The organism is Actinoallomurus rhizosphaericola (assembly GCF_024055675.1).
Lineage (GTDB): Bacteria > Actinomycetota > Actinomycetes > Streptosporangiales > Streptosporangiaceae > Actinoallomurus > Actinoallomurus soli.
This window is the reverse complement of record NZ_JAMXMW010000013.1, coordinates 95,304-109,852: the sequence shown is the minus strand read 5'-3', so window position 1 is coordinate 109,852 and position 14,549 is coordinate 95,304. Positions and strand designations below refer to the sequence as shown.

15 protein-coding genes are annotated in these 14,549 nt (G+C 72.3%); 5 read left to right on the top strand and 10 right to left on the bottom strand.

Annotation, left to right across the window (positions count from 1 at the left end; all coding sequences use genetic code 11):
• Window positions 1-39 precede the first annotated feature (39 nt).
• The 6 genes from NE234_RS27050 to NE234_RS27025 form a co-directional block, all read right to left on the bottom strand.
• Window positions 40-3,462: a glycoside hydrolase family 3 C-terminal domain-containing protein gene (locus tag NE234_RS27050; RefSeq protein ID WP_252783465.1), complete on the bottom strand. Its 3,423-nt coding sequence runs from the start codon at window positions 3,460-3,462 to the stop codon at window positions 40-42.
• Between the two features lie 260 nt (window positions 3,463-3,722).
• Complete coding sequence (locus NE234_RS27045) at window positions 3,723-4,106, bottom strand: ACT domain-containing protein (protein ID WP_252783464.1); 384 nt, start codon at window positions 4,104-4,106, stop codon at window positions 3,723-3,725.
• Window positions 4,099-4,461, bottom strand: a complete 363-nt coding sequence (locus NE234_RS27040) for an antibiotic biosynthesis monooxygenase family protein (protein WP_252783617.1) — start codon at window positions 4,459-4,461, stop codon at window positions 4,099-4,101. The genes NE234_RS27045 and NE234_RS27040 overlap by 8 nt, the downstream gene beginning before the upstream one ends.
• 60 nt (window positions 4,462-4,521) lie before the next feature.
• Entirely contained in the window at window positions 4,522-5,322 is an 801-nt protein-coding gene (locus NE234_RS27035; RefSeq protein WP_252783463.1) for a cytochrome c oxidase assembly protein, read from the bottom strand.
• Window positions 5,322-5,864, bottom strand: a complete 543-nt coding sequence (locus NE234_RS27030; RefSeq protein ID WP_252783462.1) for a DUF2243 domain-containing protein — start codon at window positions 5,862-5,864, stop codon at window positions 5,322-5,324. The genes NE234_RS27035 and NE234_RS27030 overlap by 1 nt, the downstream gene beginning before the upstream one ends.
• A 335-nt stretch (window positions 5,865-6,199) precedes the next feature.
• Entirely contained in the window at window positions 6,200-7,015 is an 816-nt protein-coding gene (locus NE234_RS27025; RefSeq protein ID WP_252783461.1) for a MerR family transcriptional regulator, read from the bottom strand.
• Between the two features lie 191 nt (window positions 7,016-7,206).
• On the opposite strand from NE234_RS27025, the gene NE234_RS27020 reads away from it, so the two are divergent.
• Together NE234_RS27020 and NE234_RS27015 are read left to right on the top strand one after the other, a co-directional pair.
• Complete coding sequence (locus NE234_RS27020; RefSeq protein ID WP_252783460.1) at window positions 7,207-7,569, top strand: nuclear transport factor 2 family protein; 363 nt, start codon at window positions 7,207-7,209, stop codon at window positions 7,567-7,569.
• A gap of 52 nt (window positions 7,570-7,621) precedes the next feature.
• Window positions 7,622-8,410: an SDR family oxidoreductase gene (locus NE234_RS27015; RefSeq protein WP_252783459.1), complete on the top strand. Its 789-nt coding sequence runs from the start codon at window positions 7,622-7,624 to the stop codon at window positions 8,408-8,410.
• A 145-nt stretch (window positions 8,411-8,555) separates the two neighbouring features.
• On the opposite strand, the gene NE234_RS27010 is transcribed toward NE234_RS27015, so the two are convergent.
• Together NE234_RS27010 and NE234_RS27005 are read right to left on the bottom strand one after the other, a co-directional pair.
• The gene (locus tag NE234_RS27010) at window positions 8,556-9,494 is read right to left on the bottom strand and encodes an alpha/beta fold hydrolase (protein ID WP_252783458.1); all 939 of its coding nucleotides are present in this window, start codon (window positions 9,492-9,494) and stop codon (window positions 8,556-8,558) included.
• Window positions 9,487-10,722 carry an MFS transporter gene (locus NE234_RS27005; RefSeq protein WP_252783457.1) on the bottom strand — a complete coding sequence of 412 codons (1,236 nt, stop codon included), beginning with the start codon at window positions 10,720-10,722 and terminating at the stop codon, window positions 9,487-9,489. The genes NE234_RS27010 and NE234_RS27005 overlap by 8 nt, the downstream gene beginning before the upstream one ends.
• Window positions 10,723-10,816: 94 nt before the next feature.
• On the opposite strand from NE234_RS27005, the gene NE234_RS27000 reads away from it, so the two are divergent.
• The 3 genes from NE234_RS27000 (at window position 10,817) to NE234_RS26990 (ending at window position 13,382) form a co-directional block, all read left to right on the top strand.
• A complete protein-coding gene (locus NE234_RS27000) occupies window positions 10,817-11,458 on the top strand; it encodes a TetR/AcrR family transcriptional regulator (RefSeq protein ID WP_252783456.1) in 642 nt (213 codons plus the stop codon).
• 151 nt (window positions 11,459-11,609) lie between these two features.
• Window positions 11,610-12,407, top strand: coding sequence for an alpha/beta fold hydrolase (locus tag NE234_RS26995; protein WP_252783455.1), 798 nt, complete (start codon window positions 11,610-11,612; stop codon window positions 12,405-12,407).
• A gap of 15 nt (window positions 12,408-12,422) precedes the next feature.
• Window positions 12,423-13,382 carry a MerR family transcriptional regulator gene (locus NE234_RS26990; RefSeq protein WP_252783454.1) on the top strand — a complete coding sequence of 320 codons (960 nt, stop codon included), beginning with the start codon at window positions 12,423-12,425 and terminating at the stop codon, window positions 13,380-13,382.
• Window positions 13,383-13,394: 12 nt separating this feature from the next.
• Here the strand turns inward: NE234_RS26990 and NE234_RS26985 are convergent, their stop codons facing one another.
• Both NE234_RS26985 and NE234_RS26980 read right to left on the bottom strand, forming a co-directional pair.
• The gene (locus NE234_RS26985) at window positions 13,395-13,934 is read right to left on the bottom strand and encodes a TrmH family RNA methyltransferase (protein WP_252783453.1); all 540 of its coding nucleotides are present in this window, start codon (window positions 13,932-13,934) and stop codon (window positions 13,395-13,397) included.
• The gene (locus tag NE234_RS26980; RefSeq protein WP_252783452.1) at window positions 13,931-14,536 is read right to left on the bottom strand and encodes a class I SAM-dependent methyltransferase; all 606 of its coding nucleotides are present in this window, start codon (window positions 14,534-14,536) and stop codon (window positions 13,931-13,933) included. The genes NE234_RS26985 and NE234_RS26980 overlap by 4 nt, the downstream gene beginning before the upstream one ends.
• Between the last annotated feature and the right edge of the window lie 13 nt (window positions 14,537-14,549).

The following is a 14,549-nucleotide window of genomic DNA, read 5'->3' as shown; positions in this document are numbered from 1 at the left end:
CGTGATGAGGCGGCGTCCGGCCGGTGGGCCGGCGCCGGCTCAGCCGACGGTGATGGCGAAGACGTGGATGCCGTTGTCGTCGGGCAGGCTGACGGTCTCGACGGTCTTGGAGGGGTCGAGTGCGCCCCCGGTGGTGTAAAGGCTCACCTTGTGGTGACCCAGGGTGTCACTGGGTGGCCGGTTCCAGTCGGCGGTGGTGACCGCCAGCCGGCTGTTGCCACCGGCCGCGTTGCCGTACCAGTCGGGGAACGTGACGGGCAGGTCGGCGCTGCTGCCGTCGGTGTAGGTGACGGTCACCGTTCCCGAGTGCGATGAGCCGGTGCCCGTGCCCAGCAGGCCGAGCCTGCCGCCCGTGCCGTGGACCTGGATGACCTGGCCGGCGGCGGCGACGTCGTCCGGCTGCCCGGGCTGGACGTCCGGCCAGGTGTAGGTGAGGCCGTCCGCGGTCACCGTCGCGCCCGGGGTGTAGCCGACCGCCGCGAGCTGCGCGGCCGAGAAGCTGTAGCCCTTCGGGTCGAGGTTGCCGGGGGACGGGTCGCCGTCGGCGGTGACCCCGACGTTGTTGAAGGCCTTCGCCACGTCGGCGTACGGCACGAGGGTCGTGGTGGCGCCGGTGCGGGTCTGCCTGCCGTCCAGGACGAAGGAGGCGTTCCCGGTGAGGGTGGCCGGACCCGCCGCCGCACCGGCCGGCGCGGTCACCTTCCAGGTGGTGTCGGTCCGGCCGCCGGGGGGAACGACGGCCGGCGCGGACCTGTTCGCGGTGGCGCGCCGTACGGTCCAGCCCTGGGGCGCGGACAGCGAGAGCGCGAGGCCGTGGACGCTGGAGTCGCCGGTGTTGGTGAAGGTCTGCGTGACCGTCTGCGTGTCACCGGGCCGGGTGATCTTGGGGGCGGTGACGGTCGTGTACTGGGTGCCGAGGGTACGGCGGACCGTCACCGAGGTGGTCAGCGGGGTGTCCGCGGAGGACTCGCCGACGCGGATGGGGTACTCGCCGTCCAGGACGGTCCAGTCGTGGGCCTTGTCGTCCCAGGTCCGCAGGGCGCCGGAGTCCAGGGTGAGGGTGACCTTCCTGGTCTGGCCGGCCTTCAGCCGGACCTTGGCGAACGCCTTGAGCTCCTTGGGCGGCTCGCCGGCGCTCTCAGGGTGACCGAGGTAGGCCTGGACGACGTCGGAGCCGGTGCGCCGGCCGGTGTTGGTGACGTCGACGGTCAGCTTGATCCTGCCGGTGGTGCCCGCGCCCGCGGTGACCCGGGCGGGGCCGCCACGCAGGTGGGAGAGCTTGAAGGTGGTGTAGGACAGGCCGTAGCCGAACGGGAAGAGCGGCGTCTCGTTCTCGTCCTGGTACCAGCGGTATCCGACGTCGAGCTTCTCGCTGTAGTCGTAGACGCCGTTGACCGCCGGGTACCGGCCGGGCGCGGCGGCCACGGGGGTCTGGGTGTCGGTCTTCGGGAAGGTGACCGGAAGCCGGCCGCCGGGCTCGGCGTCGCCGGTGAGCAGCTCGGCGAGCGCGTTGCCGTCCTCCTGCCCCGGGTACCACATGTCGAGCACCGCGGGGACCTTGCCGAGCCACGGCATCAGCACCGGCGCGCCGGCCCGCAGCACCACGACGGTCCTGGGGTTGGCGGCGGCGACGGCCTTGATCAGGGCGTCGGTGTCGCCGGGCAGTGCGAGGGTGGTGCGGTCCGAGCCCTCGCTGGAGGAGTCGCCGGCCACGATCACGGCGGCGTCGGCGCTCTTCGCGGCGGTGACCGCGGCCTGGATCTGCGGGTCGGGCAGGTTCGGGGACGACCAGCCCACGCTCACGGACGCGTTGCCGCTGTTCTCGTAGTACTCCACTCGGAGGGTGTGCCGCTCACCGGCGGTGAGCTGTACCGGAGTGCTCTTGACGGTGCGCACTCCGTGGTCGCTCCAGTTGTCGGCGATCAGCTTGTCGTCCAGGTAGACGCGGCTGCCGTCGTCGCTGGTGGCCGAGAAGGTGTACGCGCCGGTCGCGGGCGCGGTGAGCGTGCCGGTCCAGCGCGCGGAGAAGCCGTCGGCCGGGATGCCGGTGGCGGGGGAGCCGCTTCCCCAGTCGAAGTCGATGTCGGTGTCGTCGCGGGTGACGGCGGGGGTGCCGGTGAGGGTCTTGTTGGTGAAGTACTCGCCCTTGAGGCCGGTCAGCGCGGAGGCGGGGATCGGGGGCTGCCCGGAGGTCGTGCCCGCCTTGACGTAGTTCACGTTCACCGAGTCGCCGAGTCTCGCCTTGAGGCCGGAGATCGGATCGACCTTCTTGTACGGGGTGACGGCGGAGCTGCCGCCGCCTCCGGTGATCGCGGTGTCGGCGTTGGGGCCGATCACGGCCAGTGAGCGCAGGGCCTTCGTGTCCAGGGGCAGCGTGTTCCCGCTGTTCTTCAGCAGGACGCTGCCGTCCTCGGCGGCGCGCCTGGCGACGGCGCTGTCGTCGTCGAAGTTCGCGGTCACGGGCTTTTGCGGGTCGAACAGGCCGGTGCGGAACTCCAGCCGCAGGATGCGGCGGGCGGCGTCGTCGAGTACGGACTGCGGCACCTGGCCGGCCGCGACGGCCGCGGGCAGCTGCTGGAAGTAGGTGGTGCCGCTGAACTCCTGGTCCAGGCCGGCGAGCGCGGAGGCGACCGTCGAGTGGTTGGCCGGGTAGTCGGTCCCGACCACTCCGTCGAACTTCCAGGTGTCGAGCAGGATGTCCCGCAGGATCTGGGCGTTCTCGCACGCGTAGACGCCGTTGACCTTGTTGTACGCGCACATCACGGACCAGACCCTGCCGTCGGCGACCGCCTTCTCGAAGGCCGGCAGGTAGATCTCGTGCAGCGTCCGCTCGTCGATGTCGGAGCTGGAGGTCTGGCGGGCGTTCTCCTGGTTGTTGCCCGCGTAGTGCTTGACCTGGGCGGCGACGCCCTGCGCCTGGATGGCCCGGATCTCGGCGGAGGCGAGGTCGCCGGCCAGTTCCGGGTCCTCGCCGAGGGTCTCGAAGTCACGGCCGCCGAGCGGCGTACGGACGATGTTGACCATCGGACCGTAGATGACCTGGTAGCCGCGGTACTTCGCCTCGGTGCCCATCACCGTGCCGTACGCCGCGGCCGTCCGGGGATCGAACGAGGCTGCCAGTGAGACGGGGGAGGGGAGCGCGGTCTCGGGCTGGCCGTCACGGACGCCGCTGGGGCCGTCGGAGAACTGCAGACCGGGGATGCCGAGGCGCTCGATGCCGGGGACGTAGCCGGTGGCGTGCGAGCCGCTGGGCCGTCCCACCGCGGTCATCAGGGTGGCCTTCTCCTGGTCGGTCATCTGCCTCAGCAGCAGATCCACCCGTCGTTCCAGCGGCAGTGAGGTGTTCAGCCAGGGTCTTTGCCCTCCATCGGAGGCGGCCTGGGCCGCTCCGGTCGCCGCGGTGAGCGGCGCGGCCAGAGCGGCGGTGACCGCCGCCGCGACCGCGAGACGAGCCATGCGCATGCAGACACTCCAGTCGACGTACGGCTTCCCGAACGTTCGAGCAATGAACGGGACGACGACTCAGTGTCCGCTTGGAGAAAAAAATCGTCAATGATCTAAACGCAGATGTGAACAACTGACGAAGCCGGGTTCTGGGCCTTCCGGTCCCTCGGATCTCAAACTGTACCTTACTATGTAAAGGCCGCGGCTCAATGCAGGACAATGCAGCTCAGCCGGGTACAGACCCACCCCGGAGAGACACCGCACTCGGCTGAGAATGGTCAGCGATCCCAGGCGGCCGTCGCCTCGGCGCCGGCTCGCGGATCGTCCACCACGAGGATCAGCCGGTGGTCGTGGTCGGAGTAGAGGACCTCGATGTTCACGCCGGCGTCGGCGAGGGCCCGGCTGATCGCCCCGAGCTGCCCGGGCCGGTCCTGGTCCAGGCGGCGGGCGAGGACCTCCCGGCAGGCCGTCACGCGCAGGCCGGCCGCCCGCAGCGCCGCGCTCGCCGCGACGCCGTCGTCGAACAGGAAGTGCGCGACGGCCCGCCCGCCGACGACGAACACGCCGCCGCCCTCCACGCTGACACCGCCGGCGCCGAGGGCCTCGCCCATGGCCGCCAGGGCGCCCGGCTCGTCGTCGAGTTCGATCGTCAGGTCATGCATCAGTGGTCCTCTCGTCGTGGGCGCGGCGGCTGTCGGCGGGCGCCTCGGCGCGATCGCCCGGCCCGTAGTCGCGGATCACCTCGGCCATCCGCAGCCGGTAGTCGGTGAAGAACCGGCGCCGGCCCAGCGCCTGCGCGCGCCGGTGCGCCGGGGTGTTCCGCCAGGCGGCGACGGCCTCCTCGTCCCGGAAGTAGCCGATCGCGACGTACCGCCCCGGATCGGTGTCGCTGGTGAACCGCTCGATTCCGTGGAAGCCGTCCAGGTCCGGCAGCAGCTCACGCAGCCGCGCCGACTCGCCCAGATACTCCCGGTAGGCGGCCTCGTCCCCGGGATCGAACCGGAACTCGAAGATCATCGCTATCACCGGGCGAACGTATCCCGGCGACGCTTGGGGCCCCGTCGAAACGTCGGCGACCTAAGAGGACCCGGTGAGCAGGGCGGGCCGCCGGCGCGGGCGTTCGGGCCGCCAGGTCGCGACCAGCGCGGCGGCCAGCAGGAGCTCGGCGACGTCCCCGCCGTAGTACATGATCGCCGCGGCGTCCCGGATCCGGCCGGCCGGGGCGTGGACGTGGACGCCGAAACCGCCGTACAGCAGCTGCGCGACCGTGGCGTGCGCCGCCACGGCCACGCCGAGCAGCACCAGCCGCGCGGGTACTCCCGGCCGGCCGGGCGCGGGATCGGGGCCGGCCACCACCCAGGCGAACAGGTACCCCGAAACCAGGAAGTGGGCGTGCAGGAGCCAGTGCCCGGCCGGCCGGGCGGCCGCCGCGTCGTACAGCGGCGTGAAGTACAGCACGCCCAGGCTGCCGGTGCCCAGCATCAGGGCGATCACCGGGTGGGCGAGGACACGTGCCGGGCGGGCGCGCAGCAGGCGGGTCACCTGCCGCGCGCGGTGGGCGGGCAGGGCCCGCAGCAGCATGGTCAGGGGAGCGCCGAGCATGAGGGCGAGCGGCGCGTACATCCCGATGATCATGTGTTGCAGCATGTGGCGGCGGAAGTCGCCGTGCGCGGCGACCGGGGGCAGCAGCGCGACGGTGAGCAGGGCGCATCCGCCGAGGAAGCTTCCGGTGCGCAGGTGCTGCCGGCCCCGGCGGGGGTCGCGGTCGCGGGCCCGCGCCACCAGCGCCAGGTACGCGGCGGCCGCCGCCAGGACCAGCGCCAGGGCGGGGAGCGTGCCGGGCGTCGTTCCCCCGGCATGGTGGAGGTGGCCGCCCATCAGGCGGGGGCCGTTCCGGGCGCGGCCGGGTCGGCGGGGCGGGCGCCGCGTCGCATCAGGTGACCGGCGGCGACGAGCGCCCAGCCCAGCAGCAGGAAGCCGATGTCCCACCACAGCCGGTACGGGCCGCCGCGGACGTGGTGGATGCCGAGGACGTGGTGGTCGAGGACTCCTTCGACCAGGTTGAACAGGCCCCAGCCGGTGAGGACCCAGCCCCACAGGACACGGGAGGTCCACACGCGGCGGCGGTTCCGTGTCACGCGCGAGTACAGCACGGCCAGGCCTGTCAGCACCGACAGCCAGCACACGACGTGGAAGATCCCGTCCCACAGGGTGTTCATCCGCAGCCCCGGCACGGTGTTCGGGTCGTAGTACCGCACGCCGATGTTGGCGCTGTCGGTGCTGGACAGCATGTGGTGCCACTGCAGAACCTGGTGGAGCAGGATTCCGTCGACGAAGCCGCCCAGGCCCACCCCCAGGAGGATTCCGGGGAGCCGGATGCTCCGGGCGGGCGGGTTCGCCTCGCGCCCGGTCGTGCTCATCGCCGGCCTCCGTCCCCCCGCGTGATCCGCGCGACGAGGTCCTTCCCCGGCCACGGGCACGCCACACGGCCCCCCTCGACGGCGGCCCCGCACGGTATCGATCACTCGGCGCGTCCGACCGGGCCGCCGTCCGCGGCGGACACGAAGCGGGGGAGCCGGGCGGGTCGCTGCGAGATGCCGGATGGTGTACATCTCGTCGCGGGTCAGGAGGAACCGGGGGTCGACCAGCACGCTGGTGCTGCCGGGGCTGTGTGTCCCGAGGTGGGCGGCGCGATGACCTGGCCATCCTCATCGGCCCACCCCTCCGCCGGCCGCTCGCGTAGGGCGGCTGGATCTCAGCCGGCGGTACGGAAGACGGGCGAGCCGATCTCGGTGCGCCAGGCGTCGGGGTCATCGGTGTCCCTGGGGCCGACCAGGTAGTACTCCCGCACCGGCCCGGCGACGGCGAGGGCGTGCTCGGTGACGTAGGTGCCCAGAGCGCCGTAGGAGACGTCGATGTCGTCGTGCGGCCCGCGGTGCACGGTCACCGCCAGCTCCGCCGCGGGAATGACGAGCGGGTGGACGCGGTCGGCGTCCGGCGGGTCGGCGACCGGCACGAACACGATCGCCTCGCCGCGTTCCTCGGTGAACAGCGCGTTGTCGTACAGCCCTCCCGCAGGTCCGGCCGGGCGCAGGCCGGCGGAGCGCAGGGCACGATCGATCTGGTCCATCGCACCGCCGTACCAGGTGTTCGCCTCGTCGAGGTCGATGGTCGCGCGGACGGCGGCGACCGTCGTCGCCGGCTCCACGCGCAGCTCCACCTCGATCGGCGGAACCGCGGGCTCCAGTAGCCGGCGCAGGGACGTCACCGCGGCGCGTGTGCGGTCCAACTGGTCCTCCAAGCGGACGAGATGGCGGCCGATCAGCGCGGCACGGGCGTCCGGGTCGGCGGTGGCGAGCACCTCGCGGATCTCGCGAAGCGGCATCCCCAGCTCACGGAAGCGGCGGATCACCTGGGCCGTCGGCACCTGCGCGAGGGAGTAGTGGCGGTATCCGGTGTAGGGATCGATCGCCTCGGGTTCCAACAGACCCATCTCGTGGTACCGGCGCAGCATCTTCACGCTGAGGTGCGTGATCCGTGAGAAGTCACCGATGGTGAGGCCCTGGTGCATGCCCGCACTCTGGCTCCGGCCGGCGCGCAGGTCAAACCGGCCTCACGCGCGGATCACGCGGACCTCGCACCGGGCGCGCAGGCCCGGGCGCCGGCGCACGCAGTGCGGGGGACGGCACCCGCCCGCCCGCTTTGACCCTCCCCCCGGGGGAGACCCGACGGTGGAGGCCGCTCGAAGAAGGGAACAACGAAATGACCGCCATGCCTCTGCCCAAGCCGGTCGAGGACTACTTCGCCGCCGCCAACGCGCACGACCTCGACGCCCTGATCGCGACGTTCGCGCCCGACGCGCTGGTCAACGACGCGCGCCGGGAGTTCCGTGGCATCGAGGCCATCGGGCGCTGGCTCTCCGAGGAGCTGATCGCAGCGAAGGTGACCAAGGAGATCCGCGAGGTACGGGAGCACTACGGCGAGATCGTCGCCGATGTGATCGTCGACGGCGAGTTCGACCGGACCGGGCTGCCCGACCCGGTGGTCCTCACGCATTACCTCACCGTCCGCGACGACCGGATCGTGCAGTTGATCATCGTCCTGAACGAGTCCGTGCGGTCGTGACATACCACGAGGTCACCGATCAGTCCGGGAAGCGGAGAGAAAGGCCCCACCCATGTCCGTGACCATCAGCGAGTCGCTCGCCGGCCGCAGAGCGCTCGTGACCGGAGGCACCAGAGGCACCGGCGCGGCGATCGCGGCCCGGCTGGCCGAGGCCGGTGCCGCCGTCATGACCACCGCCCGGACGATGCCCGCCGGCCACCCGGACCCCGGCATGTTCGCGGCGGCCGACGTGACGACCACCGAAGGAGCGCGAACCGTGATCGACCGCGTCCGCGAGCGGCTCGGCGGCGTCGACATCCTCGTCCACACGGTGGGCGGTTCGGACGCCGGACCGGGCGGCTTCGCCGCGCTCGGTGACGAGCAGTGGCACGAGGAGCTGGCGCGTAACCTCCTCGCGGCGGTGCGCATCGACCGCGGGCTGCTGCCCGGCATGGTCGAGGCCGGGCACGGCGCGATCGTCCACGTCTCGTCGATCCAGCGCCGGAAGCCGCTGCACGAGGCGACGCTCGCGTACGCGGCGGCCAAGGCGGCGCTCACGACCTACAGCAAGGGCCTGGCCGGCGAGGTCGGGCCGAAGGGCGTACGGGTCAACAGCGTGGCTCCGGGATTCATCCGGACCGAGAGCGCCGACCGTCTCGTCGAGCGGATCGCGCGAGGTGCCGGGATCGACCGCACCGCCGCCCTGCGGCGGCTCATGGACTCGCTCGGCGGAATCCCCATCGGGCGACCGGCCGAGCCCGCGGAGGTGGCCGAGGTCGTCGCGTTCCTCGTCTCGGACCGCGCCGCGTCCGTCAACGGGGCGGAGTACGTCATCGACGGCGGAACGATCCCGACCGTCTGACGCCGTGCGCACACCGAGCGTGTGCTCATCGGCCCCGTACGAGCGGCCGGGGCCACCGCCGGTCCCATCGGGTCGGCGCGCGGGCGGCCGCTCGTGACTTCGCGCGGGCCGGGGCAGGTGCGCAGTCGGGCGGGTTCGACCGGTGTCAGTCGCCGTCGAGGATGAAGCCGGTTATGGCGGCGGCGACGGCTTCGGGCTGCTCATCGGGGATGAAGTGGCCGGCGTCGGGCACGACGACGCCGGTGACGTCGTCGGCCCAGGGGCCGATGGAGGCTGCCATGTCCGGGATGGAGCCGTGGCTGCTGGAGATCCCGAGGATGGGCACGGTGAGGTGCCGCCGCTCGAGCGCCTCGTGGTTCTTGCGCGCCGACTCGGCGGCGTCTCGGTAGTAGGCGAGGGAGGCGCGGAGGCCACCGTCGACGGCGACGGCCGCTGCGTAGTGGTCGAGCTCGGCGTCGTCGAACGTGTCGGGAGAGAGGGTCTTCATTTTCAGGAACCAGCCGACGTAGTCCCGTTCGCGGCCGGCGAGCAGCGTCTCGGGCAGGTCGGGCACGAGGTGGAACGCGAAATGCCAGGTCTTCCACGCCCGGTCCGGGTCGGTGGGGATCGCTTCGGGGAGGGTGATGCCGGGGATTCCGGCGTCGAGCAGAGCGACTCCGCGCAGTCGGCTCTCGAATCGAAGTGCGAGGGAGAAGGCGACCCAGGCGCCGATGTCGTGGGCGGCCAGCCAGTAGGTCGGCACTCCGAGAGCGTTCACGGCGGCGTGGACGTGCGCGGCGACCGTGTGCGTGTCGTAGCTGAGCTCCGGGCGCTCGGAGTGGCCCTGACCCGGCAGGTCGATCGCGATGACGTGGAACCGGCCGGCGAGGCCGGGCATCACCTTTCGCCAGGCCCACCAGGTTTGCGGGAAGCCGGCGAGCAGGACAACGGCGGGGCCGGTCGGCCGGCCGCCTTCGACGGCGTGGAGGCGGACGCCGTCCGCGTCGACCCAGCGGTGAGTGAATCCCGGCAGGTCGTGCAGGGGCAGGTCGCGGACAGGATTGGCTTCGGAGACATGCTGAGTGGTGGTCGCAGGGTCAGTCACGGGAATCCTCCATGGGTGTTGGGTTTGCTGGTTCGGTGCCACGCCCGAGGGCCAGGCCCGCGAGCGCGATGGCGATGACGAGAAGAGCCAGGGTGAGGCTCGAGATCCGGGTCCCGGCCATCTGGTCGAGGACGCCCAGGAGCAGGACGGGGACGACGAGGCCGGAATAGACGAACAGGAAATACGTCGCGCTGAGCTCAGCGCGGTTGCCGGGATCGCTCAGTGCGTGTGTGACGCCGAGGCCGTGGCGTATCACGATCCCGACAGCTGCCCCGGCGAAGACGGTGCCGACGATGAAGACGGGGGCGGAGTGGATCCAGAGCGCCGCCTCGATGACGATCAATCCGATGGCCAGCAGGGCTGTTCCGGTGCTACGTCGCAGGACGGTCGGCGGTGCGATGATCTGAGCCAGCAGTGCGCTGATGAACAGGGCTCCGACGCCCACGCCGATGACGGCCAGGTTCGCTATGCCCAGGTCGTCACGGAGGAACGCCGGGGCTAGAGACGAGAAGAAGCCGTTCACGCCGGAGGACGCGGCGACGAGCACACCGCTGGCGAGAAACGAGCGAGCCCGGTTCGTGCCCGAGGGAAGTGCCGGTCGGCGAACGCGAGGCCGCCGGCGCGTCCTTCGATCTGAAGTCTCGGGGACTGTCAGCCAGGCAATGCTCGCCACGGCACAGACGGCCAGATAGCACCAGAACACGGTGCGGGTCGGCGCTTGGACGAACTGCGCGAGCAGGCCCGCGGCGATGGTGCCGAGACTCAGGCCGCCGACGTTGGCGGCGGTGGCCAGCACGGCTGCGGTCTTCCGGTCGGGCACGATCTCCGCGATCGACGACGTCGCTGTTGCGGTGATGAGGCCGGTCGCCGCACCGCTGAGGACCCGTGAGATCACCAGGATGGTGAGGCCGTCGGCGAGCGCGAATCCGAGGGTGCTGAGCGCTGTGAGCGCGAGCGCCAGCGCGAGGACGGGACGGCGACCGATCGCGTCGGACAGTGAACCGGCCATGAGCAGCGTGCCGACGACTCCGATGACGTAGGCGATGAAGACGAGGGTGGTGGTGACGGGTCCGAAGCCGAACTTCGACGCCCACAGGACGTAGAGCGGGATGGTCAGCGTCCCGCCGGCCATGACGACGGTGTAGATGAGGACGACGGCGGCGGCCGGGACTGCGTGGTGTGCTCGTCGCGCTGTCGCGGAGTGTGGGGGATGCCGGGTCATGACCATGCCTGGACGCTAGCACATCTTGAACTGATCAGTTCAAGATAGGATGGTGCACAGCACAGCCCGATACATCGACACACCGGCAAGGAAGTGCCACGTGCCAGGCAAGAAGCAGTTCGACATGGACACGGTGCTCGACGCCGCGATGATCCAGTTCTGGCGCGCCGGCTACGCCGACACCTCAGTGGACGATCTGTCCCGGGCGACCGGCCTGAACCGCAGCTCCATCTACTCCTCGCTCGGCGACAAGGACACGCTCTTCCTGCGCTGCCTGGATCGCTATGCCGCGCGCTACGGCGGCAAGTACGACGCCGCCCTGTCGTGTGCGGCCTCCGAGCCCCTTACCGCCGTTCGCGCGTTCTTCGACGTCACCCTCGAGCGCATCGCCGATCCCGAACTGCCCGATGGATGCCTGGTCGCCCAGTCGGCCATGGCGATCCCGGTGCTGAGCCCGAGCGTCGCGGCGCACGCGAAGGAGGCGCTGGGCCTCCAGCGCTCGCGTCTGCGCGCCGCGCTGAAGGCCGGCCGACTGACCGACCAGGACGCCGAGGCCTTCGCCGACCACGTGGCGGCCGTGAACCAGTCTCTCGCCGTCATGAGCAGAGCCGGCGCTAGCCCGGCGCAGCTCCTGGCCATTGTGGGCATAACGCTCGACGCGCTCTCACAGGCGTTGCGCACGCGCCACCAGCACCCGGGGGCGACATCAGCCGAACCGACCACCCGCGAAGTACCGGACTAGCCGCCCGAGCCGGTGGCCGACGGCGGTGCCGCCGCGAAGCGGAGGCACCGGCTCGGCCCCCTCGCTCCTCGCCCCGCCGGGGTTGAGTCTCAAGGGACTCGAGACTCCATGATCTTCCGCGTCGGCCGAACCGGATCGTGGAGGAGTCATGATGAGCGAGGGGACGAAGCACATGGTGTCCCGCGCGGGCGTGGACATCGCCGTCCGCGACCACGGGGGGAGGGGCGCGACGGTCGTCCTGCTGCACGGCGGCGGCCGTGACATGGACGACTGGCGGCGGGTGACCCCGCTGCTCGCCGAGGCCGGGCTGCGGGTGGTCACCGCCGACCTGCGCGGGCACGGCGCCTCCGGCCCGGCGCTGTGGTCGTGGCCGGACGCGATCGATGACCTCGCCGCCGTGATCGACCGTCTCGGACTGGGCGAACCGGCCGTGGCCGGGCACTCCCTCGGCGGGATCGTCGCGGCCCTGTGGGCCACGAGACGGCCGCGGTGCCCCCTCGCCGTCAACGTGGACGGGCACACCAACCCCACCGGCCCCTTCGACCTGGACGCCGGCGCCGCGCGGGCGGCGGAGCAGACGATGCGCGGCTTCCTCGAAGAGGAGGTGCGGCGCGCCGGCGATCCGGCGCTGACCCGCCTGGTCGCCGAGCTGGGCGCCCTGGACCTGTTCGCGACCTACCGGGCGGCGCGCTGCCCGCTGGTGGTGGTCCAGTCGGAGGGCTCGGACCTGGAGGAGCTGCTGCCGCCGCAGGTCGCGACCGCGTTCGCGGCGTACCGGCGGGGGTTCGCGCGCGAGCTGGCGGCGGTCGCGGCCGCCACGCCGCTGCTGTCGGTGCTGCACGTCGCGACCGGCCACGACGTGCACCTGGAGGCGCCGGAGCGGGTCGCCGGCCTGATCCTGGAGCGGCTCGTCCCCGCCGGGGCCGGGTACCGCCCGGCGGATCGATGAACCAGGCTGGGCGGCATGCACGAGGGGCTGCACACGATCGGCGAGATGGCCCGGCTCAGCGGGCTGCCGGTGGCCACGATCCGGTACTACTCCGACGAGGGGCTGGTGCCGCCCGCCGCCAGGTCGCCCGGGGGGTACCGCCTCTACGACGAGGACGCGCTGGCCCGGCTCGAGCTCGTCCGCACGCTCCGTGATCTCGGCGTCGACCTCGCCACGGCCGCTCGGGTGCTGGACGGTGCGCAGAGTCTGGCGCAGGTCGCCGACCGGCAGGCGGCCGCGCTGGAGGCACGGATCCAGGAGCTGCGGGTACGGCAGGCGGTGCTGCGCCACGCCGCCGCCCGCGGCGCGGACCCGGCCGCGGTCACCCGCGCGCACCGGCTCGCCGTGCTCGCGGCGGGGCAGCGGCACCGGATGGTGACCGAGCTCATCGGCGAGGCGACCCGCGGCCTGGACCTGGAGCCGGGCTTCGCCGCGCACCTGCGCTCGATGGTGCCCGATCCGCCGGAGGACCCGGAGCCCGCGCGGCTGGAGGCGTGGGTGGAGCTGGCGTACCTGGTCGGCGATCCGGGCTTCCGGGCGGTGGTCCGCACGGCGTTCGAACGGCACGCCGCCGACCGGGCCTCCGGCGCGGATCGTGGCGATCCGGCGAGCTGGCGCCGTGCCGAGCGGGCCGTCCTCGACCTGGCCGGCGCGGCGCTCGCCGAGGGTGTCCCACCGGGTTGCGCGCGGGCGCGGGCCGTCGTCGAGGAGCTGGTCGCCGTGTTCGCCGGCGCGCACGGCCGGAACGACGACGCGGAGTTCCGCCGCTGGCTGGCCGAACGAGTCCGGGCCGGCGCGGACGCGAGGGTCTCGCGGTACGTGGAGCTCCTGGCCGTGATCGACGGCAGGGCCGCCGGGCCCGACCCGGTCCCGGCGGCCCGGTGGTTCCTCAGCGCGCTGGAGGCGTCCGCCGCGGCCGTGACGGGGCCTGCGTGACGGGCACCCCGGTCAGCGGGCCCACTCGCGGCGGCGGGCCTCGGCGAGGGCGATGGCGGTGGCGACCGCGACGTTGAGGGATCCGACCCGCCCGATCTGGGGGATGTAGGCGACCGCGTCGGCGGCGGCCAGCAGGGCGGGAGAGCAGCCGTGGTCCTCGCCGCCGACGGCCAGGCAGACGTCACCGTCCAGCGGTGCCTCGTGCAGGGGGGCCGCGTCGCCGGTCAGCTCGATCGCGACGATCCGGAAGCCGTCCTCGCGTGCGGCGCGTACGGCGTCGGTGACGGGGACGGGCGGTTCCCAGGCGATGAGGCGTTCGGTGCCCAGCGCGGTCTTGCGGGCGTTGGGGTGGGTCGGGGGAGTGGCGTTGCCGGCCAGCCACACGTGGTCGACGCCGAACGCCGCCGCGGACCGGGTGATCGAGCCGATGTTGAACGGCTGGGTCACCGACTCGACGAGCAGCGCGAGGCGGTCCTCGGTGCGCCGGCGCCAGGTGCGGTTCAGGCGCTTGACGTCGGTGGGGCGCAGTTGCCGACGCTCGTCGGTGTTCACGATGGGTCCTTCGGGTCGACGGCCAGGACGCGGTATCCGGCGCGGGAGGCGATGCGTTCGGTGGGGTGGCCCTGGTCCCGCAGCCAGCGCTGCAGGGAGTCCGAGCCGAGGTTCTTCTGCACGACCAGGTGGGCGCGGCCGCCGGGGGCGAGCCGGGCCAGCCAGGTCTGCAGGAGCGTGTGCAGGGCCTGCTTGCCGATGCGGATCGGCGGGTTCGACCAGATCGCGGCGAACCGCAGCGCGGGGTCGATCCGGTCGGCCAAACCGAACTTTACATTGTCAAGGCCGGCGGTTCGGGCATTCTGCTCCGCGATGGTCAGGGCACGCTCGTTGACGTCCACGCCCCAGATCATCGCCTGCGGCGATCGGCTGGCCATGGTGAGGGCGATGGGGCCGTAGCCGCAGCCCAGGTCGAGGAGGTTCCCCTCCGGCGGGGGAGGGGGGACGGTCTCCAGCAGCACGCGGGTGCCCAGGTCGACACGGTCGGGGGAGAACATCCCCCGGTCGGTGGCGAGCCGCAGGTGAAGGTCGGGCAGGACGAGATCGACGGTGCCCGGTCTGCTGTCGGCCTGCGGCTGTCGCGCGAAGTAGTGCTCCCCCACGACGGCTGACCGT

What these genes read in the sequence shown, in the direction of transcription:
- NE234_RS27015 (WP_252783459.1), top strand. Translation starts at nt 7,622, where the DNA reads ATGTCCGTGACCATCAGCGAGTCGCTCGCCGGCCGCAGAGCGCTCGTG.
- NE234_RS27020 (WP_252783460.1), top strand. Translation starts at nt 7,207, where the DNA reads ATGACCGCCATGCCTCTGCCCAAGCCGGTCGAGGACTACTTCGCCGCC.
- NE234_RS27030 (WP_252783462.1), bottom strand. Translation starts at nt 5,864, where the DNA reads ATGAGCACGACCGGGCGCGAGGCGAACCCGCCCGCCCGGAGCATCCGG.
- NE234_RS26990 (WP_252783454.1), top strand. Translation starts at nt 12,423, where the DNA reads ATGCACGAGGGGCTGCACACGATCGGCGAGATGGCCCGGCTCAGCGGG.
- NE234_RS27045 (WP_252783464.1), bottom strand. Translation starts at nt 4,106, where the DNA reads ATGCATGACCTGACGATCGAACTCGACGACGAGCCGGGCGCCCTGGCG.
- NE234_RS26995 (WP_252783455.1), top strand. Translation starts at nt 11,610, where the DNA reads ATGAGCGAGGGGACGAAGCACATGGTGTCCCGCGCGGGCGTGGACATC.
- NE234_RS27050 (WP_252783465.1), bottom strand. Translation starts at nt 3,462, where the DNA reads ATGCGCATGGCTCGTCTCGCGGTCGCGGCGGCGGTCACCGCCGCTCTG.
- NE234_RS27025 (WP_252783461.1), bottom strand. Translation starts at nt 7,015, where the DNA reads ATGCACCAGGGCCTCACCATCGGTGACTTCTCACGGATCACGCACCTC.
- NE234_RS27035 (WP_252783463.1), bottom strand. Translation starts at nt 5,322, where the DNA reads ATGGGCGGCCACCTCCACCATGCCGGGGGAACGACGCCCGGCACGCTC.
- NE234_RS27005 (WP_252783457.1), bottom strand. Translation starts at nt 10,722, where the DNA reads ATGGTCATGACCCGGCATCCCCCACACTCCGCGACAGCGCGACGAGCA.
- NE234_RS27040 (WP_252783617.1), bottom strand. Translation starts at nt 4,461, where the DNA reads ATGATCTTCGAGTTCCGGTTCGATCCCGGGGACGAGGCCGCCTACCGG.